We start from the raw sequence: 24,536 nt of genomic DNA, 5'->3' as shown, positions 1-24,536 counted from the left end.
GAGGCGCTCGCGCGCACGCCCGCCCGGCCGCCGGCGGTATAGGGTCGGCGGACAAGCGACGTTACTCATCGGTAAGGGGAGAGGGTCATGCAGCTCGGGATCAACCTCGGCTACTGGGGCGCCGGAATGGACGCGGACAATCTCGCCGTGGCGCAGGAGGCGGACCGCCTCGGCTACGCGGTCTGCTGGGCCGCGGAGGCCTACGGGTCCGACGCCGCCACCGTGCTCACCTGGGTCGCCGCCCAGACCGAACGCATCGACGTCGGGTCGGCCATCTTCCAGATCCCCGCGCGTCAGCCGGCGATGACCGCGATGACCGCCGCCACCCTCGACTCCCTCTCCGGCGGCCGCTTCCGCCTCGGCCTCGGCGTCTCCGGCCCGCAGGTCTCCGAGGGCTGGTACGGCGTCAAGTTCGACAAGCCGCTGGCCCGCACCCGCGAGTACGTCCAGATCATCCGCAAGGCGATGACCCGCGAGCGGCTGACGCACGACGGTGAGCACTGGACCCTCCCGCTGCCCGGTGGGCCCGGCAAGCCGATCAAGCTCACCGTGCACCCGCAGCGCGAGCACATCCCGCTGTACATCGCCGCGATCGGCCCCAAGAACCTGGAGCAGACCGGCGAGATCGCCGACGGCGCCCTGCTGATCTTCCCCGCGGCCGAGCACCTGGAGGAGACCGCGGTGCGGCACCTGCGCGCGGGCCGCGAGAAGGCGGGCAGGACCCTCGACGGCTTCGACATCTGCCCCACCGTCCCGCTCGCCGTGGGCGACGACAAGGACGTCACCGCGCTCGCCGACACCTTCCGCCCGTACACCGCCCTCTACGTCGGCGGCATGGGCAGCCGCAAGCAGAACTTCTACAACCAGCTCGCCCGCCGCATGGGTTACGAGCAGGAGGCCGCCGAGATCCAGGACAAGTACCTGTCCGGCGACAAGCAGGGCGCGGCCGCCGCCGTCCCGCACGACCTGATCGACAAGACCACGCTCCTCGGCTCCGTCGACCGCATCGCCGACCGGATGAAGGCCTACGCCGCCGCCGGGGTCACCACCCTCACCCTCGCCCCGGCCGGCTTCACGCTCGACGAGCGCCTCGCGTCCCTGCGCGCCGGCACGGAGGCGCTGGAGCGGGCCGGCCTCGGCTGAAGCCCCACGGCCGTGGTGGGGGCTCGGGGGTCTTCCCCGCCACGGCCGTCACGCGGTACAACGCCCCCGGGGCGCCACGGTTACGGCCGAGGCGCCTCGGCGTGACCTGACCCGGCACCCCCGCGCCCGCCGGGGCCCCGGACCCGGCCCGTCCCCCGAACGGCGCAGTCGCCCGGTGCACCTGTTGCGGCCCGCCGCGCCCCGGCAGTTGACTCGACTCCTGCCAGCCCGCGGAAGAGGTGGTCACGATGCTGTCGGCCCGGAGTCTGTTCCAGGAGATCCTCGACGACGACGAGTCCTTCGCCCTGTTCTGCTCGATCGCCGCGAGCGGCGAGGCACAGGGCGGCTGGGAGAACGCCCGGATCGCCGCACTGGTGCCGGAGGAGCAGCGTGAGCTCGCTCCCAGGATCGCCCGGCACGGCGCCGACGAGGACAAGCACGGCCGCATCTTCCGCGCCCTGATGAGGAAGCGCGGCGTCGACCCCGTCCCCGTCCCGCCCGAGGCCGACTACACGATGCTGCTGGAGCGGCGGGGCATCGGCCTGGCCCACTCCCGGCTGCGGCGCGACGAGGCGCTCACCGTGGGGGACATCGTCACCTACCTCGCCCACAGCCGGGTCACCGAACAGCGCGCGTCCGAGCAGATGGGACTGCTGCTCACACACTTCGCCGACCACCCGGAACTCGGCCGCGCGGTCCGCGTCATCTCCCGGGACGAGGACAACCACCTCGCCTACTGCCACGAGGAACTCCTGCGTCTCGCCCGCGCCGGCCACGGGCGCGCCATCCAGCGCGCCCTGCGCGCCTGCGCGCTCGCCGAGATCGCCGTCCACCGGGACGTCGGTCTGGCGGTCATGGCCCACATGGGACGCATCCTGGGCTGGTCCCGCGCCCGGTCCGCCCTCCTGGCCGCCGGGATCCGCGCGCTGTACGCCTACGAGCGCCTGGCCGGCTGGCGCCGCATGGTCTCGCTGACGATGCCGGAGCGCCGCGACGCCCTGGGCGGGTCGGCGAGCCCCGTCCCGGAGTTCGCCTGACGGCCGGCCACCGCCCGCCGCCCGCCCGCCCCTCCCGGGGGGGGGCGGGCCCGTCCGTCCGCCCGCCGTCCGCCCGCCCGGGTCACATCCACCCGCGCCGCTTGAACGTCCGGTACAGCAGCACCTCCAGCACCACCATGAACAGCAGCACCACGGGATAGGCGCCCACCCACCGGAGTTCGGGCATGTGCTCGAAGTTCATGCCGTAGATGCCCGCGATCATGGTGGGCACCACCGCCAGGGCGGCCCACGCGGAGATCTTCCGCATGTCGTCGTTCTGCCGCACGCTCATCCGCGCCAGGTGCGCCGACAGGATGTCCGAGACCAGCCGGTCCAGCCCGTCCACCGAGTCGTTGACCCGCGTGAGGTGGTCCTGCACGTCGCGGAAGAACGGCCGCGCCTCGGCAGCCACGAAGGGCACGCCCGCGCCGAACGCCCCGTCCCCCGCGAGCCGCGTCATCGGCATCGTCAGGGGGCCCGTCGCCCGGCGGAACTCCAGGATCTGCCGCTTGAACGTGTAGATCCGCGAGGCGGTGTCCTTCGACCCCTCGTCCTCCGGGTCGAACACCTCCGTCTCCAGCTCCTCCAGGTCGTTCTGCAGTTCGGCCGCCACCTCCAGGTAGTGGTCCACCGCGGCGTCCGCGATCCCGTACAGCACCGCCGTCGGCCCCGTCCCCAGCAGCTCCGGTTCGTGCTCCAGCCGGTCCCGCACGGCCGCCAGCGGGGCGCCCTCGCCGTGCCGGACGGTCACCACGAAGCCGTCACCGAGGAAGACCATGACCTCCCCCGAGGAGACCGTGTCGCTCTCCGGCTCGTAGGCGACCGGCTTGAGCACCACGAACAACGAGTCGTCGTAGACCTCCAGCTTGGGCCGCTGATGGGCCTTGAGGGCGTCCTCCACGGCCAGCGGGTGCAGGCCGAACTCCCGCGCCACCAGGTCGAACTCGTCCGCGTCCGGCTCGTGCAGCCCGATCCAGACGAAGCCGCCCGCCGCCCGCGCCTGCTCCAGCGCGTCGGAGAAGTCCCCGGGCGCCTTCGTCCGCCGCCCCTCCCGGTACACCGCACAGTCGACGATCACGGACCGCATTCCCCTTTCACCGGCACGGCACCACACCGGTGCGTGCGCCTACCCTGGGCCGCATGCCCACCTTGCTCCTGGTCCGGCACGGACGCTCCACCGCCAACACCGAGGGACTGCTCGCCGGCCGCACGCCGGGCGTGGCCCTCGACGACCGCGGGGCCGAGCAGGCCGCCGCGCTGCCCGCCCGCCTGGCGGAACTCCCGCTCAGCGAGGTCGTCGTCAGCCCGCTGCAGCGCTGCCAGGAGACCGTCCGGCCGCTGCTCGACGCCCGTCCGGGCCTCACCGCGCACACCGAGGACCGCATCGGCGAGTGCGACTACGGCGACTGGACGGGACGCAAACTCGCCGAACTCACGGACGAACCCCTCATGGAGGTGGTGCAGGCGCACCCCTCGGCGGCCGCCTTCCCCGGCGGGGAGTCCCTGCGCGCCATGCAGACCCGCGCCGCCGAGGCGGTGCGGGAGTGGAACGCGCGTGTGGAGCGCGAGCACGGCGCCGACGCCGTCTACCTCATGTGTTCGCACGGGGACATCATCAAGTCCCTCGTCGCGGAAGCACTCGGACTTCATCTCGACCTCTTCCAGCGGATCACCGTTGAACCGTGTTCCATCACCGCGATCCGTTACACCCGGCTGCGCCCCTTCCTCGTCCGCCTGGGCGACACCGGGGACTTCGCCTCCCTGGCGCCGCGCGAGGAGTCCCCGGCCGAGGACGCCCCGGTCGGGGGCGGTGCGGGCGCACCGTGATCGTCGGCCGCAGTAGGGTGAAGCGGTCGCAGCCGTGGTCCCCATGAACCGACGCCCGTGCCCACCACTCTCAATGGAGACAGGACGTGTCCCGTCAGGTGTTCCTCTACGACCAGCCGGAACGTTTCGTGGCCGGTACGGTCGGACTGCCAGGGCGCCGTACGTTCTTCCTCCAGGCCTCAGCCGGTTCCCGCGTGACCAGCGTGGCCCTGGAGAAGACCCAGGTCGCGGCGCTCGCCGAGCGCATGGACGAACTGCTCGACGAGGTCCTGCGCCGGAGCGGCGGCAACGCCCCCGTCCCCGCCGTGGCCCCCGCCGACGTCCCGGACACCGACCCGCTCCGGACTCCGGTTGAGGAGGAGTTCCGGGTCGGCACCATGGCGCTGGCCTGGGACGGCGAGGAGCAGCGCATGATCGTCGAGGCGCAGGCCCTCGTCGAACTCGACGCCGAGTCCGAGGAGGACCTCGCCGAGGCCGAGGAGCGGATGCTCCAGGACGAGGAGAACGGGCCCCCGATGCTGCGGGTCCGCCTCACCGGGGCGCAGGCCCGGGCCTTCGCCAAGCGCGCCCTGGACGTCGTCAACGCCGGCCGCCCGCCGTGCCCGCTGTGCAGCCTCCCGCTCGACCCGGAAGGACACGTATGTCCGCGCCAGAACGGATACCGCCGCGGAGCGTGACCACCGCCGACCCCGCCGTCACGACCCTGCTCGCCGAGGGCGCGCTGACCGTGCGCGGCCGCATCCGCGAGGCGTCGAACACGGCGCTGTACTGCACCGTCACCCATGAGGGCCGCGAGGCCGCCTGCGTCTACAAGCCGGTCGCCGGGGAGCGCCCCCTGTGGGACTTCCCGGGCGGCACCCTCGCCGGGCGGGAGGTCGCGGCCCATCTCGTGTCCGCCGCCACCGGCTGGGACCTCGTGCCGCCCACCGTGCTGCGCGACGGCCCCCACGGCGAGGGCATGTGCCAGCTGTGGGTCGAGACGGTCCCCGGGGACCGGCTGCTCGCCGTGGTGGAGCGCGAGGAACCGGAGCCCGGCTGGAAGGCGATCGGCTTCGTCGGGACCGAGGAGGGCGGCACCGCCCTCCTGGTGCACGCCGACGACCCGCGGCTGCGCCGGCTCGCGGTGCTCGACGCCGTCATCAACAACGCCGACCGCAAGGGCGGCCACCTGCTGCCCGCGGCCGGCGGCCGGCTGTACGGCATCGACCACGGTGTCACCTTCCACACCGAGGACAAGCTGCGCACCCTGCTGTGGGGCTGGGCGGGGGAGCCGCTGACCGAGGAGGCCCGCGAGGTGCTCACCGGCCTCGGGAGGGCCCTCGCGGACGACGGCCCGCTGTCCGCGGCGCTCGCACCGCTGCTCTCCGCCGAGGAGATCGACGCCACCCGGGCGCGGGTGGCCGGGCTGCTCGCGTCCGGCACGCACCCGGCGCCGGGCGGACAGTGGCCCGCGATCCCCTGGCCCCCGGTGTGACCGGGAGCCGGAGGGCACGTCGGGGCGGTCGCGCGCAAGAGGGCCCTCACGGCCATCCGGCCCGCTCCGGTTCGTATCCGGAACTGCGGTCCGGTTAGGCTCGCTCCATGCATGCCTGGCCCGCTTCCGAAGTCCCCGCCCTGCCCGGCCGGGGCCGCGACCTGAGGATCCACGACACCGCGTCCGGCGGCCTCGTCACCCTCGATCCCGGTCCCGTCGCCCGCCTCTACGTGTGCGGCATCACCCCGTACGACGCGACCCACATCGGGCACGCGGCGACGTACAACGCGTTCGACCTCGTGCAGCGCGTGTGGCTCGACACCGAGCGGCAGGTCCACTACGTCCAGAACGTCACCGACATCGACGATCCGCTGCTGGAGCGGGCGGACCGCGACGGCGTCGAGTGGGCGGCCCTCGCCGAGCGGGAGACCGCCCTGTTCCGCGAGGACATGACGGCCCTGCGGATGCTCCCCCCGCGGGACTACATAGGCGCCGTGGAGGCCATACCCGACATCGTGCCGCTGGTGGAGCGGCTGCGGGAGATGGGCGCCGCCTACGAGGTCGACGGGGACATCTACTTCTCCGTCGAGTCCGACCCCCACTTCGGCGAGGTCTCCCGCCTGGGCGCCGCCGCCATGCGGCTGCTCTCGGCCGAACGCGGCGGCGACCCGGACCGGCCCGGCAAGAAGGACCCCGTCGACCCCCTGCTCTGGATGGCCGCCCGCGAGGGCGAGCCGAGCTGGGACGGCGGCTCGCTCGGGCGGGGCCGCCCCGGCTGGCACATCGAGTGCGTCGCCATCGCCCTCGACCGCCTCGGGATGGGCTTCGACGTCCAGGGCGGCGGCTCCGACCTGGTCTTCCCGCACCACGAGATGGGCGCCTCGCACGCCCAGGTGCTCACCGGCGAGTTCCCCATGGCCACGGCGTACGTGCACGCCGGGATGGTCGCCCTGAACGGCGAGAAGATGTCCAAGTCCAAGGGCAACCTGGTCTTCGTGTCCGCCCTGCGGCGCGAGGGCGTCGACCCGGCCGCCATCCGCCTGGCGCTCCTCGCCCACCACTACCGGGCCGACTGGGAGTGGACCGACCAGGTTCTCCAGGACGCCCTGACTCGGCTCGGCCACTGGCGCGCGGCGGTCTCCCGCCCCGACGGCCCGCCCGCCGACGCCCTCGTCGAGGAGATCCGCGAGGCCCTGGCCAACGACCTGGACGCCCCGGCGGCCCTGGCGGCCGTCGACCGCTGGGTGGTCCGCCAGGAGAGCGACGGCGGCACGGACGCGGGCGCGCCCGGAGTCGTCTCCCGCGCCGTCGACGCCCTGCTCGGCGTCGCGTTGTAGCGGGCCCGCGCGGTCCGGCGCGCCGGCAGCGATCAGGGCTCCCCGTCCGCGGACGGGGAGCCCTGATCCGTGTCACTCCTCCGACGGCTCCTCGCCGTCCCGTTCGGCGCCGCCGCTCTCCGTCTCGGTCTCCGTCTCCGGCCTCGGCGGCCTGGCCGGCCGGGCCCGGCCGCCCGGGCTCTCCCGCCGGTAGGGGGCCGGTCCCTCGCCGCCGTCGGTGGCGTGCCCGCCGGGCGCGGGGCCGGACGCCCCGTCACGACGCCGCAGGTACCGTTCGAACTCCCGGGCGATGGCCTCGCCCGACGCCTCGGGCAGCTCGGCGGTGTCCCGGGCCTCCTCCAGCGACTGCACGTACTCGGAGACCTCGCTGTCCTCCGCGGCCAGCTGGTCCACGCCCACCTGCCAGGCCCGCGCGTCCTCCGGCAGCTCGCCCAGCGGGATGCGCACGTCGATCAGGTCCTCCAGGCGGTTCAGGAGGGCCAGCGTGGCCTTCGGGTTGGGCGGCTGCGACACGTAGTGCGGGACCGCCGCCCACAGCGACACCGCCGGGACGCCGGCGTGCGTGCACGCCTCCTGGAGGATGCCGACGATGCCCGTGGGGCCCTCGTACTTGGTCTCCTCCAGGTCCAGGCGGCGCGCCAGGTCCGGGTCGGACGTGGTGCCGCTGATCGGTACCGGACGGGTGTGCGGGGTGTCGCCGAGCAGGGCGCCCAGGACGACCACCATCTCCACGCCCAGTTCGTGGGCGAAGCCGAGGAGCTCGTTGCAGAACGAGCGCCACCGCATCGACGGCTCGATCCCGCGGACCAGGACCAGGTCGCGCGGCTTGTCGCCGCCCACCCGGACCACCGACAGCCGCGTCGTCGGCCAGGTCACCTTGCGGACCCCGCCGTCCATGAACACCGTCGGCCGGTTGACCTGGAAGTCGTAGTAGTCCTCGGCGTCCAGCGCCGCGAACACCTCGCCCTTCCATTCCCGCTCCAGGTGCGCGACCGCGGTGGAGGCGGCGTCGCCGGCGTCGTTCCAGCCCTCGAACGCGGCCACCATGACCGGGTCGATCAGCTCGGGAACCCCCTCGAGCTCGATCACCCAGCGCCTCCTTCCGACGTGCCCTCGCGTACCCCCCAACCTTACGGCGTGCCGCGGGGACGCCCGCAGCCCCCGTGCGGGGGGAGTGCCCCCATGACTGCCCCGGGAGCCGCCCGGACACACGCGTGGCCCGGTGGCGCGCCGCCCGGGGGACGGGAGTGAACTCCCGTGCGAAGCCGCCGGGGTGACGCCGCGTTCCGGAACGGAGCACCGCCGCCGGCAGCCGGCCGGGGACGGCGCCGCGGGCGGACGGCGGCACGGAGGAGGGGCGGCCCCCGTCGGCGTGGGACCGCCCCTCCTGGCCGGCCCCGCCCCCCGTGCGGGACCGGGATCCGCATCCCGCCGACGGCGGGACTCCGGCCTACTTCCCGTCGAGCAGGTCCTGGACGCGGCTGCGGACCTCGTCCGTGGCCAGGCCGCGGATCGTCAGCGTGGTCCGGCGCCGCAGCACGTCGTCGGCCGTCTCGGCCCACTCGTGGTCCCGGGCCCACACCACCTGCGCCCAGATCTCCGGCGCGTCCGGGTGCACCCGCTGCGCCAGCGCCGGGTCGTCGTTGGCCAGCCGGGCGATGTCGAACGCCAGCGAACCGTAGTGGGTGGCCAGGTGCCGGGCGGTGTCCGCCGCCATGCGCGGGCCGGGCGCCGGTCCGTCGACCAGCAGCCGGTGGGCGACCGCGCGCGGGTTGGCGACACCCGGCAGCGGCAGCTTCCTCGGCAGCGACGCCACCGGCTCGAAGTCCTCGCCCAGCGGGTGCCCCGGCAGCGACTGGAGCTTCTGCATCACCGTGCGGCCGATGTGCCGGAAGGTGGTCCACTTGCCGCCCGCGACGGACAGCATGCCGGCCCGGCCCTCGGTCACCACCGTCTCCCGCTTGGCCTTGGCGGTGTCGCCGGGGCCGCCCGGCAGCACCCGCAGCCCGGCGAAGGCGTAGGTGATCAGGTCGCGGTCGAGCTGCTGGTCGCGGATGGAGAACGCGGCCTCGTCGAGTATCTGGGCGGTGTCCTTGTCGGTGACGGCGACGTCCGCCGGGTCGCCCTCGAACTCCTCGTCGGTCGTGCCGAGGAGCAGCATGTCCTCCCACGGGAGGGCGAAGGTGATGCGGTACTTGTCGATCGGTGTGGCGAGCGCGGCCTTCCACGGCGAGGTGCGCCTGAGCACCAGGTGGGCGCCCTTGGACAGGCGGATCGACGGCGCGGCGGCCGGGTCCTCCATGCGGCGCAGGTGGTCGACCCACGGTCCGGTCGCGTTCAGCACCAGCCGGGCGTTCACGCCGAACTCGTCGCCGGAGAGCCGGTCGCGCAGCTCGGCGCCGGTGACCCGGCCCTTGGTGAAGCGCAGGCCGGTCACCTCGGCGTGGTTCAGCACGACGGCGCCGGACTCGACGGCGGCGCGGACCGTCATCAAGGCCATCCGGGCGTCGTTCATCTGGTCGTCGCCGTAGACGGCCACGGCCTTGAGGTTGTCGGTGCGCAGCTCCGGCACGTCACGGGCCGCCTTGGCGGGCGACAGGAGGTGGCCGACGCCGTCGCCGAAGGCCGACAGCGCCGAGTAGGCGAAGACGCCGGCCCCCAGCTTCGCCGCGCCGTGCGGCCCGCCCTTGTACACGGGCAGGTAGAACGTGAGCGGGTTCGACAGGTGGGGGGCCACCTGCCGGGAGACCGCACGGCGCTCGAAGTGGTTCTCCGCGACCAGCTTCACCGCGCCGGTCTGCAGGTAGCGCAGACCGCCGTGGAGCAGCTTGGAGGAGGCGGAGGAGGTGGCGCCGGCGAAGTCGCCGGCGTCCACCAGTGCCACCCTGAGGCCGGACTGCGCGGCGTGCCAGGCGGTGGAGATGCCCAGGATGCCGCCGCCGATCACGAGGAGGTCGTACGACGCCTTGGAGAGCCGCTCCCGGGTCTCGGCCCGGCTCGGGTTCGAGCCGGAGGCCGGGTGCGTCCCCAGGGCAGGCACGGACTGCAGGGTGGACTGAGTGGTCATGTCGGGTGTGTGCTCCTCGTCAGTCTTCGTCGTCGATCCAGCCCATGGTCCGCTCGACGGCCTTGAGCCAGCTCTTGTACTCGCGGTCGCGGGTGTCCGCGTCCATCCGGGGCGTCCACTCGGCGGCCCGCCGCCAGTTGGCGCGCAGGTCGTCGGTGCTGTTCCAGAAGCCGACGGCGAGGCCGGCGGCGTAGGCGGCGCCGAGGCAGGTGGTCTCGGCGACCATCGGGCGCACCACGGGGGCGTCCAGGAAGTCCGAGAGGGTCTGCATCAACAGGTTGTTGGAGGTCATGCCGCCGTCGACCTTGAGGGCGGTCAGCTCCACCCCGGAGTCCTTCGTCATGGCGTCCGCGATCTCCCGCGTCTGCCAGGCGGTGGCCTCCAGGACGGCGCGCGCGAGGTGCGCCTTGGTCACGTACCGGGTCAGGCCGGCGATCACACCGCGGGCGTCGGAGCGCCAGTACGGGGCGAACAGGCCGGAGAAGGCCGGCACGAAGTAGGCGCCGCCGTTGTCCTCGACCGAGAGCGCGAGCGTCTCGATCTCGGCGGCGGTGGAGATCAGGCCCATCTGGTCGCGCATCCACTGCACCAGCGCGCCGGTGACGGCGATCGAGCCCTCCAGGGCGTAGACCGGCTGCTGTCCGCCGATCTGGTAGCCGACGGTGGTCAGCAGCCCGCTGTAAGAGTTGATGATCTTGTCACCGGTGTTCATCACCATGAAGGTGCCGGTGCCGTAGGTGGACTTGGTCTCGCCCTCGGAGAAGCAGGTCTGGCCGAACAGGGCCGCCTGCTGGTCGCCCAGGGCCGAGGCGACCGGGATGCCGCCGAGCAGGTCGCCCAGCCTGCCGCCCTTGATCTCGCCGTAGACCTCGGCGGAGGAGCGGATCTCGGGGAGCATCGCGGTGGGCACGCCGATGGACTCGGCGATCTTCTCGTCCCACTGCATGGTGTGCAGGTTCATCAGCATGGTGCGGGACGCGTTGGTGACGTCCGTGACGTGGTGGCCGCCGTCGGTGCCACCGGTCAGGTTCCAGATGACCCAGGTGTCCATCGTGCCGAAGAGGATGTCGCCGGCCTCGGCGCGCTCCTTCAGGCCGTCGACGTTGTCGAGCAGCCACCGGGCCTTGGGGCCGGCGAAGTACGAGGCGAGGGGCAGACCGGTCTCCCGGCGGAAGCGGTCCTGGCCGACGTTGCGGCCCAGCTCGCGGCAGAGGGCGTCGGTGCGGGTGTCCTGCCAGACGATGGCGTTGTGGACGGGCTCACCGGTGGTGCGGTCCCACAGCACGGTGGTCTCGCGCTGGTTGGTGATGCCGATGGCCTTGATGTCGTCGCGGGTGATGCCGGCCTTCTCGATGGCACCGGCGACGACCTCCTGGACGTTGGTCCAGATCTCCGTGGCGTCGTGCTCGACCCAGCCCGGCTTCGGGAAGATCTGCTCGTGTTCCTTCTGGTCGACGGAGACGATCCGTCCGTCGCGGTCGAACACGATGCAGCGGGACGAGGTCGTGCCCTGGTCGATGGCTGCGATGAAGGGGCCGGCGGTGTGGGCGTCGGTCACTGTGTGCTCCTGGGAGTTCCTTGGTTACGGGGCTGAACGTACGGCGCTGCGGCGAGGTTCTGGCGGCCGGCGGGCATACGGGGCTCTCAGGCGAGAGCGACGTTGTAGAGGCCCGCCGCGAGGGCGCCGCCGATGAGCGGACCGACCACCGGGACCCAGGCGTAGGACCAGTCCGAGCCGCCCTTGTTGGGCAGCGGCAGAAGGGCGTGCACGATGCGCGGACCGAGGTCACGAGCCGGGTTGATCGCGTACCCGGTCGGGCCGCCGAGGGAGAGACCGATCGAGACGACCACGAGCGCCGTGATCAGTCCGCCGAGCACACCGAGGCCGTTGCCCTCGTCGTTGAGACCCTGCGTGAGCACGGCCAGCAGCAGCACCATGGTGCCGATGATCTCGGTGGCGAGGTTCTGCACCGGGTTGCGGATCTCGGGGCCCGTCGAGAAGACGCCCAGCACCGGGCCGGCGCCCTTCTCCTGCGCCTCGACCGCCTTGGCGGTGGTGGTCTGGGCGCCGGGCCCGCCGACGATCTCCTTGTCGGTCAGGTGGACCTGGAACTGCCCGTAGTACGCCATCCAGACCAGAGTGGCACCGATCATCGCGCCGAGGAACTCTCCGGCGAAGTAGACGGGAACGTTGCTCCAGTCGCCGTCCTTGATGGCGAGGGCCAGGGTGACGGCCGGGTTGAGGTGGGCGCCGGAGAGCGGGCCGGCGATGTACACGGCCGTCATGACGGCGAAGCCCCACCCGAAGGCGATGGCCAGCCAGCCGGCGTTGCGGGCCTTGGAGGCCTTCAGCGTCACGGCGGCGCACACACCGCCGCCGAGCAGGATGAGTATGGCGGTACCGATGGTCTCGCCGATGAAGATGTCGGAGCTGGACACCCGCGACTCCTTTGTCCTTCGTCCAGGGAAGCCGACCCCCGGGTCCCTCCGGGGATTGGCGCCCTCGGGAATGAGAGCGATGCCGGCCCTTGGCGTTGTCACACTCTAGCGCGTATTGCCGGTAGGTGTTCGACAATGCCGACCGATGGACGGGAGTCTCGCCGTGGCGCGATACGTGCGTCAAGAGTCTGGTTGTCGAAAACGCGATCGTTACTGATCACGCCCCGTCAGGTGCCCCGGCGCCGCGCGGACACGCGTGCGGGGGCGGGTTCCGCGGCGTATCCCGGTGCTCCTCGGCGCTTCCCGGTCCTGCGCCCGCTTCCCGGTCCTGCGCCCGCTGGTCGGCCCTGCGCCCGCTGGTCGGCCGCGCGCCCGGACCGGACGGCGGCACGACGACGGCCGGAGCGCCGTCACGGCGCCCCGGTCACGGTCCTTCCTGTGTCGGTCAGAAGCGGCGCGCGCCCAGGTCCCGGGAGACCGACCGCGCGCAGTCCCGCACCGCGGCGATCAGTTCCGGCCGCAGTTCGCCGTCCCGGCTCAGCCGCTCCACCGCACCGGTCACCCCGACCGCGCCCACCGGCATGCGCCGCCGGTCGTGGATGGGTGCCGCGACGGACGCCACGCCCTCCCAGGTCTCCTCCACGTCGGCCGCGTAGCCGCGCGCTCGGGTCAGGTCGAGGACCTGCTCGAAGGCGTCCGGATCGCACACCGTGCGGTCGGTGAACGCCGTGCGGTCGCCGTCCAGTGCCTCGCTGTGCGCCACCGGGTCGTAGGCGGACAGCACCTTGCCCAGGGCGGTGGAGTGCAGCGGCTGCATGGCCCCGATCTCCAGGACCTGCCGGCTGTCGTCGGGCCGGAACACGTGGTGCACGATCAGCACGCCCTGCTGGTGCAGGACGCCCAGGTAGACGCTCTCCCCGCTGGAGCGGGCCAGGTCGTCCGTCCATACCAGGGCGCGGGCCCGCAGCTCGTGCACGTCCAGGTAGGTGGTGCCCAGGCGCAGCAGCTCGGCGCCCAGCTGGTAGCGGCCCGAGGCGTCGTCCTGCTCGACGAAGCCCTCGTGCTGGAGGGTGCGCAGGATGCCGTGGGCCGTGCCCTTGGCCAGGCCCAGCGAGGAGGCGATGTCCGACAGGCCGAGCCGCCGCTCGCCGCCCGCGAGCAGGCGCAGCATCGCCGCCGCCCGTTCGAGCGACTGGATGTTCCGTGCCATCGCCGTACTGCCTCCGTCCCCTTCGACCGTCGACCCGCGACGCCGCTGCCACTGTTCGGCATTGCCGAACACTACCGGTCGATGCAGACCTCCCGCCAACGGTCCGACGCCGACGGTCGCTTCACTCGTCCTGCGCAAGCGGGTGCCGCCCATCATGGTCCGGCCCGTGGACGCTCCGGACATCGGCACGCGGTCCCGGCTACCCTGGCCGCGTGCGCCCCTGCCGGGGAAGCCCCGTGACGCCTCCCCGCGCAGCCGCAAAGCCGACAGCCGTCGCATCTGAGGGAGCCCTTTACATGGCCTCGTTGCCGCAGTCCCCTTCCGCCGACAGCCGGACCCGTGTGTCCGCCCTACGAGAGGCACTCGCCACCCGAGTGGTGGTCGCCGACGGTGCGATGGGCACCATGCTCCAGGCACAGGACCCCACGCTCGAGGACTTCGAGAACCTCGAAGGCTGCAACGAGATCCTGAACCTGACACGCCCGGACATCGTCCGTTCGGTCCATGCCGAGTACTTCGCCGCGGGTGTCGACTGCGTCGAGACCAACACGTTCGGCGCCAACCTGACGGCGCTCGGCGAGTACGACATCGCCGAACGCGTCACCGAGCTGTCCGAGGCCGGCGCGCGGATCGCCCGCGAGGCGGCGGACGAGTACACCGCCCGCGACGGACGGATCCGCTGGGTGCTGGGCTCGATGGGCCCCGGCACCAAGCTGCCCACGCTCGGCCACACCACCTTCGCGGCCATCCGCGACGCCTACCAGCAGAACGCCGAGGGCCTGCTCGCCGGCGGCGCGGACGCGCTGCTCGTGGAGACCACCCAGGACCTGCTGCAGACCAAGGCGAGCGTCGTCGCCGCCCGCCGCGCGATGGAGACCGCCGGCTTCGAGGTCCCGCTGATCGTGTCGGTCACGGTCGAGACCACCGGCACCATGCTCCTCGGCTCCGAGATCGGCGCCGCGCTCACCGCGCTCGAACCGCTCGGCATCGACATGATCGGGCTGAACTGCGCCACCGGCCCCGCCGAGATGAGCGAGCACCTGCGCCACCTGGCCCGCCACTCCCGCATCCAGCTGTCCTGCATGCCCAACGCCGGCCTGCCGGAGCTCACCAAGGACGGCGCGCGGTACCCGCTGACCCCCGGTGAGCTGGCCGACGCGCAGGAGAACTTCGTCCGCGACTACGGCCTGTCCCTGGTCGGCGGCTGCTGCGGCACGACCCCCGAGCACCTGCGGCAACTGGTGGACCGGGTGAGCGGCCTGGCCCCCGCCGAGCGCGACCCGCGCCCCGAGCCCGGCGCCGCCTCGCTCTACCAGAGCGTCCCCTTCCGCCAGGACACCTCCTACCTGGCGATCGGCGAGCGGACCAACGCCAACGGCTCCAAGAAGTTCCGCGAGGCCATGCTGGAGGGCCGCTGGGACGCCTGTGTCGAACTGGCCCGCGAACAGATCCGCGAGGGCGCGCACCTGCTGGACCTGTGCGTGGACTACGTCGGCCGCGACGGCGTCGCCGACATGAGCGAACTGGCCGGCCGGCTCGCCACCGCCTCCACCCTGCCGATCGTCCTGGACTCCACCGAGGTCGACGTCATCCGGGCCGGGCTGGAGCGGCTGGGCGGCCGGGCGGTCATCAACTCCGTCAACTACGAGGACGGCGCCGGCCCCGAGTCCCGGTTCGCCCGCGTCACCCGGCTGGCCCAGGAGCACGGCGCCGCCCTGATCGCGCTGACCATCGACGAGGAGGGCCAGGCCCGCACCGCCGAGAAGAAGGTCGAGATCGCCGAACGGCTCATCGAGGACCTCACCGGCAACTGGGGCATCCGTGAGGAGGACATCCTCATCGACTGCCTCACCTTCACGATCTGCACCGGTCAGGAGGAGTCCCGCAAGGACGGCGTCGCCACCATCGAGGGCATCCGCGAGCTGAAGCGGCGTCACCCGGCGGTGCAGACCACGCTGGGCCTGTCGAACATCTCCTTCGGCCTCAACCCGGCCGCCCGCATCCTGCTCAACTCCGTGTTCCTCGACGAGTGCGTCAAGGCCGGGCTGGACTCGGCCATCGTGCACGCCTCGAAGATCCTCCCCATCGCCCGCTTCAGCAAGGAGGAGGTCAACACCGCCCTCGACCTGATCTACGACCGCCGCCGCGAGGGCTACGACCCGCTGCAGAAGCTGATGCAGCTGTTCGAGGGCGCCACCGCCAAGTCCCTGAAGGCCGGCAAGGCCGAGGAACTGGCCGCCCTGCCGCTGGAGGAGCGGCTCAAGCGCCGCATCATCGACGGCGAGCGCAAGGGCCTGGAAGCCGACCTGGACGAGGCCCTGCAGACCCGCACGGCACTGAGCATCGTCAACGACACCCTCCTGGACGGCATGAAGGTGGTCGGCGAGCTGTTCGGCTCCGGCCAGATGCAGCTGCCGTTCGTGCTCCAGTCCGCCGAGGTGATGAAGTCCGCCGTGGCGCATCTCGAACCGCACATGGAGAAGTCCGACGAGGACGGCAAGGGCACCATCGTGCTGGCCACCGTCCGCGGCGACGTGCACGACATCGGCAAGAACCTGGTCGACATCATCCTGTCGAACAACGGCTACAACGTCGTCAACCTCGGCATCAAGCAGCCCGTCTCCGCGATCCTCGAGGCGGCCGACGAGCACCGGGCCGACGTCATCGGCATGTCCGGTCTCCTGGTCAAGTCGACCGTGATCATGAAGGAGAACCTGGAGGAGCTGAACCAGCGCGGCCTGGCCGCCGACTACCCGGTCATCCTGGGCGGCGCCGCCCTGACCCGCGCCTACGTCGAGCAGGACCTGCACGAGATCTACCAGGGCGAGGTGCGCTACGCCCGCGACGCCTTCGAGGGCCTGCGCCTGATGGACGCGCTGATCGGCATCAAGCGCGGGGTGCCCGGGGCCAAGCTGCCCGAACTGCGCCAGCGGCGCGTGCGGGCGGCCACCGTGGAGATCGAGGAGCGCCCCGAGGACGGGCACGTGCGCTCCGACGTCGCCACCGACAACCCCGTACCCACGCCGCCGTTCTGGGGCACCCGGGTCAGCAAGGGCATCCAGCTCAAGGAGTACGCCTCCTGGCTCGACGAGGGCGCCCTGTTCAAGGGCCAGTGGGGGCTCAAGCAGGCCCGCACCGGCGAGGGCCCGACGTACGAGGAACTCGTCGAGAGTGAGGGCCGGCCCCGGCTGCGCGGCCTGCTGGACCGGCTCCAGACGGACAACCTGCTGGAGGCGGCCGTGGTGCACGGCTACTTCCCCTGCGTCTCCAAGGACGACGACCTGATCGTCCTCGACGAGGACGGCAACGAGCGGACCCGCTTCACCTTCCCGCGCCAGCGCCGGGGGCGCCGCCTGTGCCTCGCGGACTTCTTCCGGCCCGAGGAGTCCGGCGAGACCGACGTGGTCGGCTTCCAGGTCGTCACCGTCGGCTCCCGGATCGGCGCCGAGACCGCGCGGATGTTCGAGGCCAACGCCTACCGCGACTACCTCGAACTGCACGGCCTGTCCGTCCAGTTGGCTGAGGCGCTCGCCGAGTACTGGCACGCCCGCGTGCGCAGCGAACTCGGCTTCTCCGGGGAGGACCCGGCCGCCATGGAGGACATGTTCGCCCTGAAGTACCGGGGCGCCCGCTTCTCCCTCGGCTACGGGGCCTGCCCGGACCTGGAGGACCGGGCGAAGATCGCCGAGCTGCTCCGTCCGGAGCGCATCGGGGTCGAGCTGTCCGAGGAGTTCCAGCTGCACCCGGAACAGTCCACGGACGCCATCGTGATCCACCACCCGGAGGCCAAGTACTTCAACGCCCGCTGAGGCGCGCGCACGCCTCCCTGGCCCGCGACGCCGCCCACGGCGTGGCCAGGCCTGCGGCACCGCCCCGGGGCACGCCTCCGGGGCGTACGGGCGCAGGCCCCCGCCTGTGGCGTGTGGCGGGGGACTCACGGGGCAAATGAGGCATGTGCCCCCCGCGCGTCGTAAACTGGTCGGTCCACTGCAGGCCGGTTCCCCGCACGGGGGGCCGGCCTGCTCGCCCCTTCAGGAGGTACGTGGATGACCAGTACGATCCCCGCTTTCGGGTCCGCGCCCGGGCCCCTGCCCCGCACGTCCGCCGCCGCCCGCACCACGGCCGCTCCCGCCCGTTCGGCGGGCACCGGCCTGCAGGCCGTCCTCCTGGACATGGACGGCACGCTCGTCGACACCGAGGGCTTCTGGTGGGACGTCGAGGTCGAGGTCTTCGCCTCCCTCGGCCACACCCTCGACGAGTCCTGGCGCCATGTCGTCGTGGGCGGCCCCATGTCCCGCAGCGCCGGCTTCCTGATCGAGGCGACCGGTGCCGACATCGCCCTCCCCGAGCTCACGGTCCTGCTCAACGACGGCTTCGAGGCCCGCATCGACGGGGCGCTGCCGCTGATGCCCGGGGCCGAGCGGCTGCTCGCCGAACTGTCGGAGCACCGCGTGCCCACGGCCCTCGTGTCCGCCTCGCACCGGCGGATCATCGACCGGGTCATGAACTCCCTCGGGCGGCACCACTTCGCCCTCTCGGTCGCCGGTGACGAGGTCCCGCGCACCAAGCCGCACCCGGACCCCTACCTGTCCGCCGCCGCCGGACTCGGCGCCGACCCCGCCCGCTGCGCGGTCGTCGAGGACACCGCGACCGGGGTCACGGCCGGGGAGGCCGCGGGCTGCCAGGTGGTGGCGGTGCCCTCCGTGGCGCCCATCGCGCCGGCCGCCGGCCGTACCGTCGTCCCCTCCCTGGAAGTGGTCGACCTGCCTTTCCTGCGCGGCCTGATGACGGAAATGCGCTAGGAGTTCACCCAGCGTGCAAGCGGCGTCGGCACGGTAATTCCGTTCCCGTGACCACGTGATCACAGAACACTGATCACAGAACACGTGCACGCGTGATCACAGAACACGCGTACGGCGGAATTCACATCACCGGTGATGGCTTATTTCCGTTACCGCAGAGGCCGTTTTCACATGTGAGGTTCGCCACATCTCGCTGGTGCGGAGGGGGTGCCGGGCCGCGCCGTCCGCCCCTTTTCGGCACCTGTGAGCGGACCCATGTGTGCCGATTGGTGAGGCGGTGCACGAATCATTCCCCGGGCGCTTCTGCCGGTGCGTTCACACCCGATTCCGCAGCGTGATGAATGCCCAACTCCGGTGGTTGTCGGCCCTCCTGCGGCGGCGGACTAATCTCGTCGCGAGAACATCGCCCCCCTCTCGTGATCCGCTGCGCCACCCCTGCATGCCGGGTACACGGAGTCGACAGCTCTGGAGAAACTCGAGCATGAACCGCAAGACTTTGGTGGCGGCGGCCGTCCTCGGGCTGCTCGCGCCGGTGCTCGCCGGGTGCGGGGACACCGACGGCGGCAGCGGCGACAGCGACGCCATCGTGGTCGGCACCACGGACCGGTTCACCGCCTCCGAGGACGACCCGGCACCGCTCGACCCCGCCTACGCCTACGACGTCGGCACCTGGAACATCCTGCGCCAGACCGTGCAGACGCTGATGACCCAGCCGCGGGGCGCCGGCGAGCCCGTGCCCGAGGCGGCCGAGTCGTGCGAGTTCACCGACGCCGGCAACGAGCGCTACCGCTGCACCCTCCGCGAGGGCCTGAAGTTCGCCAACGGCGACACGATCACCGCCGAGGACGTGAAGTACTCCATCGACCGGGCCCTGGCCATCAAGGCGGACAGCGAGGTGCACGCGCTGCTGTCCACCGTGGACACCGTGGAGACCCAGGGCGACCGCGAGGTGATCTTCCACCTGAAGACCGCCGACGCCACCTTCCCCTACAAGCTCTCCACCCCGGTCGCCGGCATCGTCCACCCCGACAGCTACGCCAAGGACAAGCTGCGCGACGGCTTCGAGGTCGACGGGTCCGGCCCGTACACCCTGAACGCCGAGGTCGACAAGGGCGAGATGGTCCGGGCCACCTTCACCAGGAACCCGCACTACAAGGGCTCGCTGAAGGTGAACAGCGACAAGGTGCAGATCGTCTCCTTCCCGGACCCCGACGCCATGGGCGACGCGCTGGAGCAGGGTGACATCGACGTCATGACGCGCACGATGTCGCCGGAGCAGATCGACGCGCTGGCGGGCAACGCCGAGGACGACATCGACCTCGTCGAGATGCCCGGCCTGGAGATCCGCTACCTGGTCTTCAACACCGACGCCCCGACCGTGAAGGAGACGGCGGTCCGCCGGGCCATGGCCCAGATCGTCGACCGCGGCGCACTGGTCTCCGAGGTGTACGGCTCCCAGGCCCAGCCGCTGTACTCGCTCGTCCCGGCGACCATCACCGGGCACTCGAACTCCTTCTTCAACCAGTACGGCGACCCCGACCCCGCCAAGGCCCGGCGCCTGCTCGAGGACGCCGGCATCAGCACCCCGGTGAAGCTGACCCTGCACTACAACACCGACCACTACGGGACGGGCACCAAGGCGGAGTTCGAGCAACTGGCCAAGCAGCTGAACGAGAGCGAGCTGTTCGAGGCCGACATCAAGGGCCACCCCTGGTCGACCTTCCGCCCGGCCGGGCAGAAGGGCCAGTACGACGTCTACGGCATGGGCTGGTTCCCCGACTTCCCCGACGCCGACAACTTCCTGGCGCCCTTCCTCGACAAGGACAACTTCCTCCGCTCGCCCTACGCCAACGACAGGATCCGCGAGGACCTCATCCCCGCCTCCCGTCGCCAGGCCGACCGGCTGGGCGCCGCGGGCAGCCTGACGGACATTCAGGACATCGTCGCCGACGACGTGCCCGTGCTGCCGCTGTGGCAGGGCAAGCAGTACGTCGCCGCGCGCGACGACATCACCGGCACCGCCTACTCGCTCAACTCCTCGGCGACGCTCCAGTTGTGGGAACTCGGCCGGGGAGTGGACGGCTGACCCGAACCACCCGCCCGGACCGCCACCTCCGCGACCGGGACCTACCGAGGACGAAGCACACGTGAACCTGCGCAAGAAGTGGCCGATCCTGCCCCTGGTGGCCGGTCTGGCATCCGGCCTGCTGACCGGCTGTGGATCGGAGAACGGCGACTCGGGGTCGAACGGCTCCGGCGTGGTGGTGGGGATGTCCGACGACGTCCTCGCCACCGACCCGGCCTCCGGCTACGACCCTGGTTCCTGGTTGCTGTTCAACAACGTCTTCCAGTCGCTGCTCAGCTTCCCCAAGGGAGCCACCGAGCCGCAGCCAGAGGCGGCCGAGAAGTGCGCCTTCACCGACTCCGAGAGCTCGGTCTACCGCTGCACGCTCAAGGACGGGCTCAAGTTCAGCAACGGTGACTCCCTCACCTCGAAGGACGTGAAGTTCTCCTTCGACCGCATGCTGAAGATCGACGACCCCGACGGCCCGGCGGTGATGTTCTCCACCCTCGAAGCGGTCGAGACGCCGGACGAGGAGACCGTCGTCTTCCGGCTCAACACCTCCGACGCCACCTTCCCCAGCAAGATCGCCTCCGGCGCCGGATCCATCGTCGACCACCGCCAGTACGACGAGGGCCGGCTGCGCGAGGACGGCAAGGCCTCCGGCTCCGGCCCGTACAAGCTGGACTCCTACGGCAAGGACCAGGCCGTCTTCTCCGTCAACGAGCACTACAAGGGCACGGTGAAGACCAAGAACTCCGGCGTCACGCTGAAGTTCTTCCGCGGTGACCAGTCCGCCCTCCAGAAGGCGGTGCAGGGCGGCGACGTCGACATCGCCTACCGCGGTCTGACCGCCAAGGCCATCGCCGACATCGAGGAATCCTCCAACGGCACCGGCGAGGTCGAGGTCGTCGAGGGCAGCAGCGCCGAGGTCCAGCACCTCGTCTTCAACATGGACGACCCGGTGGCCGGGAAGACCGGCGTCCGCAAGGCCATCGCCCACCTGCTCGACCGCGAGGCGCTGATCCAGGACGTCTACCGGGGCACGGCCACCCCGCTGTACTCGATCATCCCGGCCGGCATCGCGGGCCACAACACCGCCTTCTTCGACACCTACGGCGCCCGTCCCTCCCGCGCCAAGGCCGCCGCCGCCCTCCAGGAGGAGGGCATCACCGGCAAGGTGAAGCTGACCCTGTGGTCCACCCCGTCCCGCTACGGCCCCGCCACCGACGAGGAACTCACCGCGATAGCGGAGCAGCTCAACGCCAGCGGACTGTTCGACGCAGAGATGAAGTCCGTCGACTTCGCGCAGTACGAGAAGGACGTCGAGGCCGGCAAGTACGGCGTCTACGTCAAGGGCTGGGTGCCGGACTACCCGGACGCCGACAACTTCACCGCGCCCTTCTTCGGCGAGGGCAACGTGCTGGCCAACAACTACAGCAACCGCACCATCACCGGCACCCTCATCCCCCGCACCGCCGCCATCAGCGACCGCGCCGCGACCGACAAGGAGTACGGCGAACTCCAGGACATCGTCGCCGACGAGCTGCCGGTCCTGCCCGTCTGGCAGGCCAAGCAGTACGCGGTCGTCCGCGACGGCATCGCCGGCGTGGAGTACTGCCTGGACGCCTCCACCGTGTTCCGGTTCTGGGAACTGAGCAAGAACTGACGGGTGTCCGCGTCACGAGACGAGGGGTGGTCCTGCCCGGAGGGCAGGACCACCCCTCGTCTCTCGCTCCCGGGCTCCCGCCCCGCGCCGGCCGGACTTCCGGACTACTGGGCGCCGGGGCGCACCAGCCCGCTCTCGTAGGCGTACACCGCGGCCTGCACCCGGTCCCGCAGGCCCAGCTTGGTCAGCACGTGGCCCACGTGCGTCTTGACCGTGGTCTCGCTGACGAACAGGTCGGCGGCGATCTCCGCGTTGGACAGACCGCGGGCCACCAGCTTCAGCACCTCGACCTCACGGTCGGTCAGCGTGTGCAGGGTGTCCGGCACCGCCTCCTCGCCGGACGGCAGATGCGTGGCGTACTTGTCGAGCAGCCGGCGCGTGATGCTCGGCGCGAGCATCGCCTCGCCCGCCGCCACGACCCGGATCGCCTGCACCAGTTCGTTGGCCGGGGCGTCCTTCAGCAGGAACCCGCTCGCGCCCGCCTTCAGGGCCTCCACCACGTACTCGTCGAGGTCGAACGTCGTCAGCACCAGCACCTTCGCCGGACCGTTGCGTTCCGGGCCGGTGATCTGCCGGGTCGCCTCCACCCCGTCCATCCGCGGCATGCGGATGTCCATCAGCACCACATCGGGCTGCAGCGCCCGCACCTGGTCCAGGGCCTGGAGGCCGTCCCCGGCCTCGCCGACGACCGCGAGGTCCTGCTCGGCCTCCAGGATCATCCGGAAGCCCGTGCGCAGCAGGGGCTGGTCGTCGACCAGTAGGACGCGGATGGCCACGTAAGTCTCCTTCGCTAGTCCGGTCCCATTCTGCCCTGCGGCGGGGGACCGGTCCGCGGCCGGGGCACGACGGCGGCGCGCCCGCCGGTCAGGGACCGCGCGGCGGCGCGGGAGGCGGCACCGGCAGCGGGTACGGCGGGGGAGTGCCGCCGAACTCGGGGCAGTGGGCCCGGTGGTCGCACCAGCCGCACAGCTTGGTGGGCCGCGGACGCCAGTCGCCGGTCTCGGTGGCCCGCGAGATCGCGTCCCACAGCGCCAGCAGCTTGCGCTCGACCCGCTCCAGGTCGGCGGGCACGGGATCGTACGTCAGGACGTCCCCGCTGCCCAGGTACACCAGCTGCAGGCGGCGCGGGACGACGTTCTTCAGCCGCCAGACCACCAGGGCGTAGAACTTCATCTGGAACAGCGCGCCCTCGGCGTACTCCGGGCGCGGTGCCTTCCCCGTCTTGTAGTCGACGATCCGCACGTCACCCGTGGGCGCCACGTCGACCCGGTCGATGATGCCGCGCAGGGTCAGCCCCGACTCCAGCCGCGCCTCGACGAACAGCTCCCGCTCGGCCGGTTCCAGCCGCCGGGGGTCCTCCAGCGTGAACCAGCGCTCGACCAGCTGCTCCGCCTCCGCCAGCCACCGGGCCAGCCGCTCGCCCTCGGGATCCTCGGCGAACAGCTCCGCCACCTCGGGTCTGCTCTCCCGCAGCCGCTCCCACTGGCCCGGGAGCAGGGCCTTGGCGCGCGGCGCGGTGCGCTCGGCCGCCGGGGCGTCGAACAGCCGCTCCAGCACGGCGTGCACCAGGGTGCCCCGGGTCGCGGCCTCGCTGGGCTTCTCCGGCAGCCGGTCGATCACCCGGAACCGGTAGAGGAGGGGGCACTGCATGAAGTCACTGGCCCGGGAGGGGGACAGCGAGACGGGCGGCAGCGCGGCGGCCCGCCGCGCGACGTCCTGCTCCGCCGCCGCGCCGTCCGCGGGCCCGGACGGCGGCGCGTCCGATGCCGGCGGTGGCACCGCCGGTGCCGCCGGGCCGCCTGCCGGCCGTGCCGGGTCCTGAGTGCTCGTCTCCATGCCCCAGACCTTACGGCCCGGCACCGACACGGGGCACGAGGCGGTCGGTGCCTGTGGACAACCGTCCCGGCCACGGGGGAGAAAGCCGGGGGTGACCGCGGAGGAAGAGGGGGAAGGAGGGGAGGAGCAGGCGCCGCGACACGGGGGAGACGCAGGGGAGGGGACTGGGGTGCCGAGGGGAAACGGGCGGCGAGGGCCGCATACCATCGACACGAGACCCTCCCGGCCGGCAGGCGCGGGAGACGCAGCGAACGAGGGGACACCGGTGGAGGCAAGTGGCGGGCGCGGGCGGCCGCGGTCCGGCGACGACGAATCGACCGAGCACCGCCCGGGCCGCTCGGACCCGGCCCCCGACGACACCACCACCCGGGACGACGACGGTCGTGCCCCGGACGGTTCCGGCCGCCCCGAGGCGTCCCGGCCCGCCGGCGCCGCCGCCGGACCCTCCCCGCGCCCCACAAACGACGCGGCACCGCCCGCCCCGACCCCGGATGCCGGCGTCCCGGCCGACGCCGGCCCGCAGGACGCCGGCCGCACCGCCCCCGAGGCCCCCGCCGACGGCGGCCCCCCGCCCCCGGCCGGCCCTCCCGCCGCCCCGGGCGGCTCGGGCGGTCCCGCCGCGCCCGGTGACCC

General features: G+C 72.2%; 18 protein-coding genes and 1 pseudogene. 11 read left to right on the top strand and 8 right to left on the bottom strand.

Features of this window, described 5'->3' with window-relative positions; genetic code table 11:
• The first annotated feature begins 87 nt into the window (after positions 1-87).
• Both AC02VZ_RS20380 and AC02VZ_RS20375 read left to right on the top strand, forming a co-directional pair.
• The gene (locus AC02VZ_RS20380; protein ID WP_432058373.1) at positions 88-1,143 is read left to right on the top strand and encodes an LLM class F420-dependent oxidoreductase; all 1,056 of its coding nucleotides are present in this window, start codon (positions 88-90) and stop codon (positions 1,141-1,143) included.
• Positions 1,144-1,391: 248 nt separating this feature from the next.
• On the top strand, positions 1,392-2,180 hold the full coding sequence (locus tag AC02VZ_RS20375) for a ferritin family protein (protein WP_432058374.1): 789 nt from the start codon (positions 1,392-1,394) through the stop codon (positions 2,178-2,180).
• An 82-nt stretch (positions 2,181-2,262) separates the two neighbouring features.
• Here the strand turns inward: AC02VZ_RS20375 and corA are convergent, their stop codons facing one another.
• Positions 2,263-3,258 (bottom strand): magnesium/cobalt transporter CorA, encoded by a 996-nt coding sequence (gene corA / locus AC02VZ_RS20370; protein ID WP_476476060.1) that lies wholly within the window; start codon positions 3,256-3,258, stop codon positions 2,263-2,265.
• Positions 3,259-3,320: 62 nt separating this feature from the next.
• Here corA and AC02VZ_RS20365 point away from each other — a divergent pair, with 62 nt between their 5' ends.
• From AC02VZ_RS20365 to mshC, 4 genes are all read left to right on the top strand, one after another.
• Positions 3,321-4,007: a histidine phosphatase family protein gene (locus AC02VZ_RS20365; protein ID WP_476476059.1), complete on the top strand. Its 687-nt coding sequence runs from the start codon at positions 3,321-3,323 to the stop codon at positions 4,005-4,007.
• A gap of 86 nt (positions 4,008-4,093) precedes the next feature.
• Positions 4,094-4,684: a DUF3090 domain-containing protein gene (locus AC02VZ_RS20360; RefSeq protein WP_362092918.1), complete on the top strand. Its 591-nt coding sequence runs from the start codon at positions 4,094-4,096 to the stop codon at positions 4,682-4,684.
• On the top strand, positions 4,648-5,481 hold the full coding sequence (locus AC02VZ_RS20355) for an SCO1664 family protein (RefSeq protein WP_476476058.1): 834 nt from the start codon (positions 4,648-4,650) through the stop codon (positions 5,479-5,481). The genes AC02VZ_RS20360 and AC02VZ_RS20355 overlap by 37 nt, the downstream gene beginning before the upstream one ends.
• A 107-nt stretch (positions 5,482-5,588) precedes the next feature.
• The gene (gene mshC, locus AC02VZ_RS20350) at positions 5,589-6,818 is read left to right on the top strand and encodes a cysteine--1-D-myo-inosityl 2-amino-2-deoxy-alpha-D-glucopyranoside ligase (RefSeq protein WP_476476057.1); all 1,230 of its coding nucleotides are present in this window, start codon (positions 5,589-5,591) and stop codon (positions 6,816-6,818) included.
• A 72-nt stretch (positions 6,819-6,890) separates the two neighbouring features.
• Here mshC and AC02VZ_RS20345 read toward each other — a convergent pair whose 3' ends face one another.
• The 5 genes from AC02VZ_RS20345 to AC02VZ_RS20325 form a co-directional block, all read right to left on the bottom strand.
• Positions 6,891-7,907: a PAC2 family protein gene (locus tag AC02VZ_RS20345; RefSeq protein ID WP_476476056.1), complete on the bottom strand. Its 1,017-nt coding sequence runs from the start codon at positions 7,905-7,907 to the stop codon at positions 6,891-6,893.
• 361 nt (positions 7,908-8,268) lie between these two features.
• Positions 8,269-9,885, bottom strand: coding sequence for a glycerol-3-phosphate dehydrogenase/oxidase (locus AC02VZ_RS20340; RefSeq protein WP_432058380.1), 1,617 nt, complete (start codon positions 9,883-9,885; stop codon positions 8,269-8,271).
• Between the two features lie 19 nt (positions 9,886-9,904).
• A complete protein-coding gene (gene glpK, locus AC02VZ_RS20335; protein WP_432058381.1) occupies positions 9,905-11,443 on the bottom strand; it encodes a glycerol kinase GlpK in 1,539 nt (512 codons plus the stop codon).
• An 86-nt stretch (positions 11,444-11,529) separates the two neighbouring features.
• Positions 11,530-12,324, bottom strand: a complete 795-nt coding sequence (locus AC02VZ_RS20330) for an MIP/aquaporin family protein (protein ID WP_432058382.1) — start codon at positions 12,322-12,324, stop codon at positions 11,530-11,532.
• Between the two features lie 445 nt (positions 12,325-12,769).
• The gene (locus tag AC02VZ_RS20325; RefSeq protein WP_432058383.1) at positions 12,770-13,534 is read right to left on the bottom strand and encodes an IclR family transcriptional regulator; all 765 of its coding nucleotides are present in this window, start codon (positions 13,532-13,534) and stop codon (positions 12,770-12,772) included.
• Between the two features lie 296 nt (positions 13,535-13,830).
• On the opposite strand from AC02VZ_RS20325, the gene metH reads away from it, so the two are divergent.
• From metH to AC02VZ_RS20305, 4 genes are all read left to right on the top strand, one after another.
• Positions 13,831-17,343: a methionine synthase gene (metH, locus tag AC02VZ_RS20320; RefSeq protein ID WP_476476055.1), complete on the top strand. Its 3,513-nt coding sequence runs from the start codon at positions 13,831-13,833 to the stop codon at positions 17,341-17,343.
• Between the two features lie 237 nt (positions 17,344-17,580).
• Positions 17,581-18,336, top strand: a complete 756-nt coding sequence (locus AC02VZ_RS20315) for an HAD family hydrolase (RefSeq protein WP_476476054.1) — start codon at positions 17,581-17,583, stop codon at positions 18,334-18,336.
• A gap of 481 nt (positions 18,337-18,817) precedes the next feature.
• Positions 18,818-20,422, top strand: a complete 1,605-nt coding sequence (locus tag AC02VZ_RS20310) for an ABC transporter substrate-binding protein (protein ID WP_432058386.1) — start codon at positions 18,818-18,820, stop codon at positions 20,420-20,422.
• Between the two features lie 61 nt (positions 20,423-20,483).
• Complete coding sequence (locus AC02VZ_RS20305; protein ID WP_432058387.1) at positions 20,484-22,067, top strand: ABC transporter substrate-binding protein; 1,584 nt, start codon at positions 20,484-20,486, stop codon at positions 22,065-22,067.
• 104 nt (positions 22,068-22,171) lie between these two features.
• Here the strand turns inward: AC02VZ_RS20305 and AC02VZ_RS20300 are convergent, their stop codons facing one another.
• Both AC02VZ_RS20300 and AC02VZ_RS20295 read right to left on the bottom strand, forming a co-directional pair.
• The gene (locus AC02VZ_RS20300) at positions 22,172-22,843 is read right to left on the bottom strand and encodes a response regulator transcription factor (RefSeq protein ID WP_362092950.1); all 672 of its coding nucleotides are present in this window, start codon (positions 22,841-22,843) and stop codon (positions 22,172-22,174) included.
• An 88-nt stretch (positions 22,844-22,931) separates the two neighbouring features.
• Entirely contained in the window at positions 22,932-23,903 is a 972-nt protein-coding gene (locus AC02VZ_RS20295) for a RecB family exonuclease (RefSeq protein WP_476476053.1), read from the bottom strand.
• A gap of 265 nt (positions 23,904-24,168) precedes the next feature.
• Here AC02VZ_RS20295 and AC02VZ_RS20290 point away from each other — a divergent pair.
• Positions 24,169-24,536: pseudogene (locus AC02VZ_RS20290) on the top strand (site-2 protease family protein); the annotation flags it as partial.

The sequence above is a fragment of the Streptomyces sp. 3-6 genome (genome assembly GCF_056323165.1).
Note: the sequence above shows the minus strand (reverse complement) of the source record. Positions and strands in the feature narration are given on the sequence as shown.

What these genes read in the sequence shown, in the direction of transcription:
- AC02VZ_RS20380 (WP_432058373.1), top strand. Translation starts at nt 88, where the DNA reads ATGCAGCTCGGGATCAACCTCGGCTACTGGGGCGCCGGAATGGACGCG.
- AC02VZ_RS20375 (WP_432058374.1), top strand. Translation starts at nt 1,392, where the DNA reads ATGCTGTCGGCCCGGAGTCTGTTCCAGGAGATCCTCGACGACGACGAG.
- AC02VZ_RS20365 (WP_476476059.1), top strand. Translation starts at nt 3,321, where the DNA reads ATGCCCACCTTGCTCCTGGTCCGGCACGGACGCTCCACCGCCAACACC.
- AC02VZ_RS20355 (WP_476476058.1), top strand. Translation starts at nt 4,648, where the DNA reads ATGTCCGCGCCAGAACGGATACCGCCGCGGAGCGTGACCACCGCCGAC.
- mshC (WP_476476057.1), top strand. Translation starts at nt 5,589, where the DNA reads ATGCATGCCTGGCCCGCTTCCGAAGTCCCCGCCCTGCCCGGCCGGGGC.
- AC02VZ_RS20340 (WP_432058380.1), bottom strand. Translation starts at nt 9,885, where the DNA reads ATGACCACTCAGTCCACCCTGCAGTCCGTGCCTGCCCTGGGGACGCAC.
- AC02VZ_RS20325 (WP_432058383.1), bottom strand. Translation starts at nt 13,534, where the DNA reads ATGGCACGGAACATCCAGTCGCTCGAACGGGCGGCGGCGATGCTGCGC.
- metH (WP_476476055.1), top strand. Translation starts at nt 13,831, where the DNA reads ATGGCCTCGTTGCCGCAGTCCCCTTCCGCCGACAGCCGGACCCGTGTG.
- AC02VZ_RS20315 (WP_476476054.1), top strand. Translation starts at nt 17,581, where the DNA reads ATGACCAGTACGATCCCCGCTTTCGGGTCCGCGCCCGGGCCCCTGCCC.
- AC02VZ_RS20310 (WP_432058386.1), top strand. Translation starts at nt 18,818, where the DNA reads ATGAACCGCAAGACTTTGGTGGCGGCGGCCGTCCTCGGGCTGCTCGCG.
- AC02VZ_RS20295 (WP_476476053.1), bottom strand. Translation starts at nt 23,903, where the DNA reads ATGGAGACGAGCACTCAGGACCCGGCACGGCCGGCAGGCGGCCCGGCG.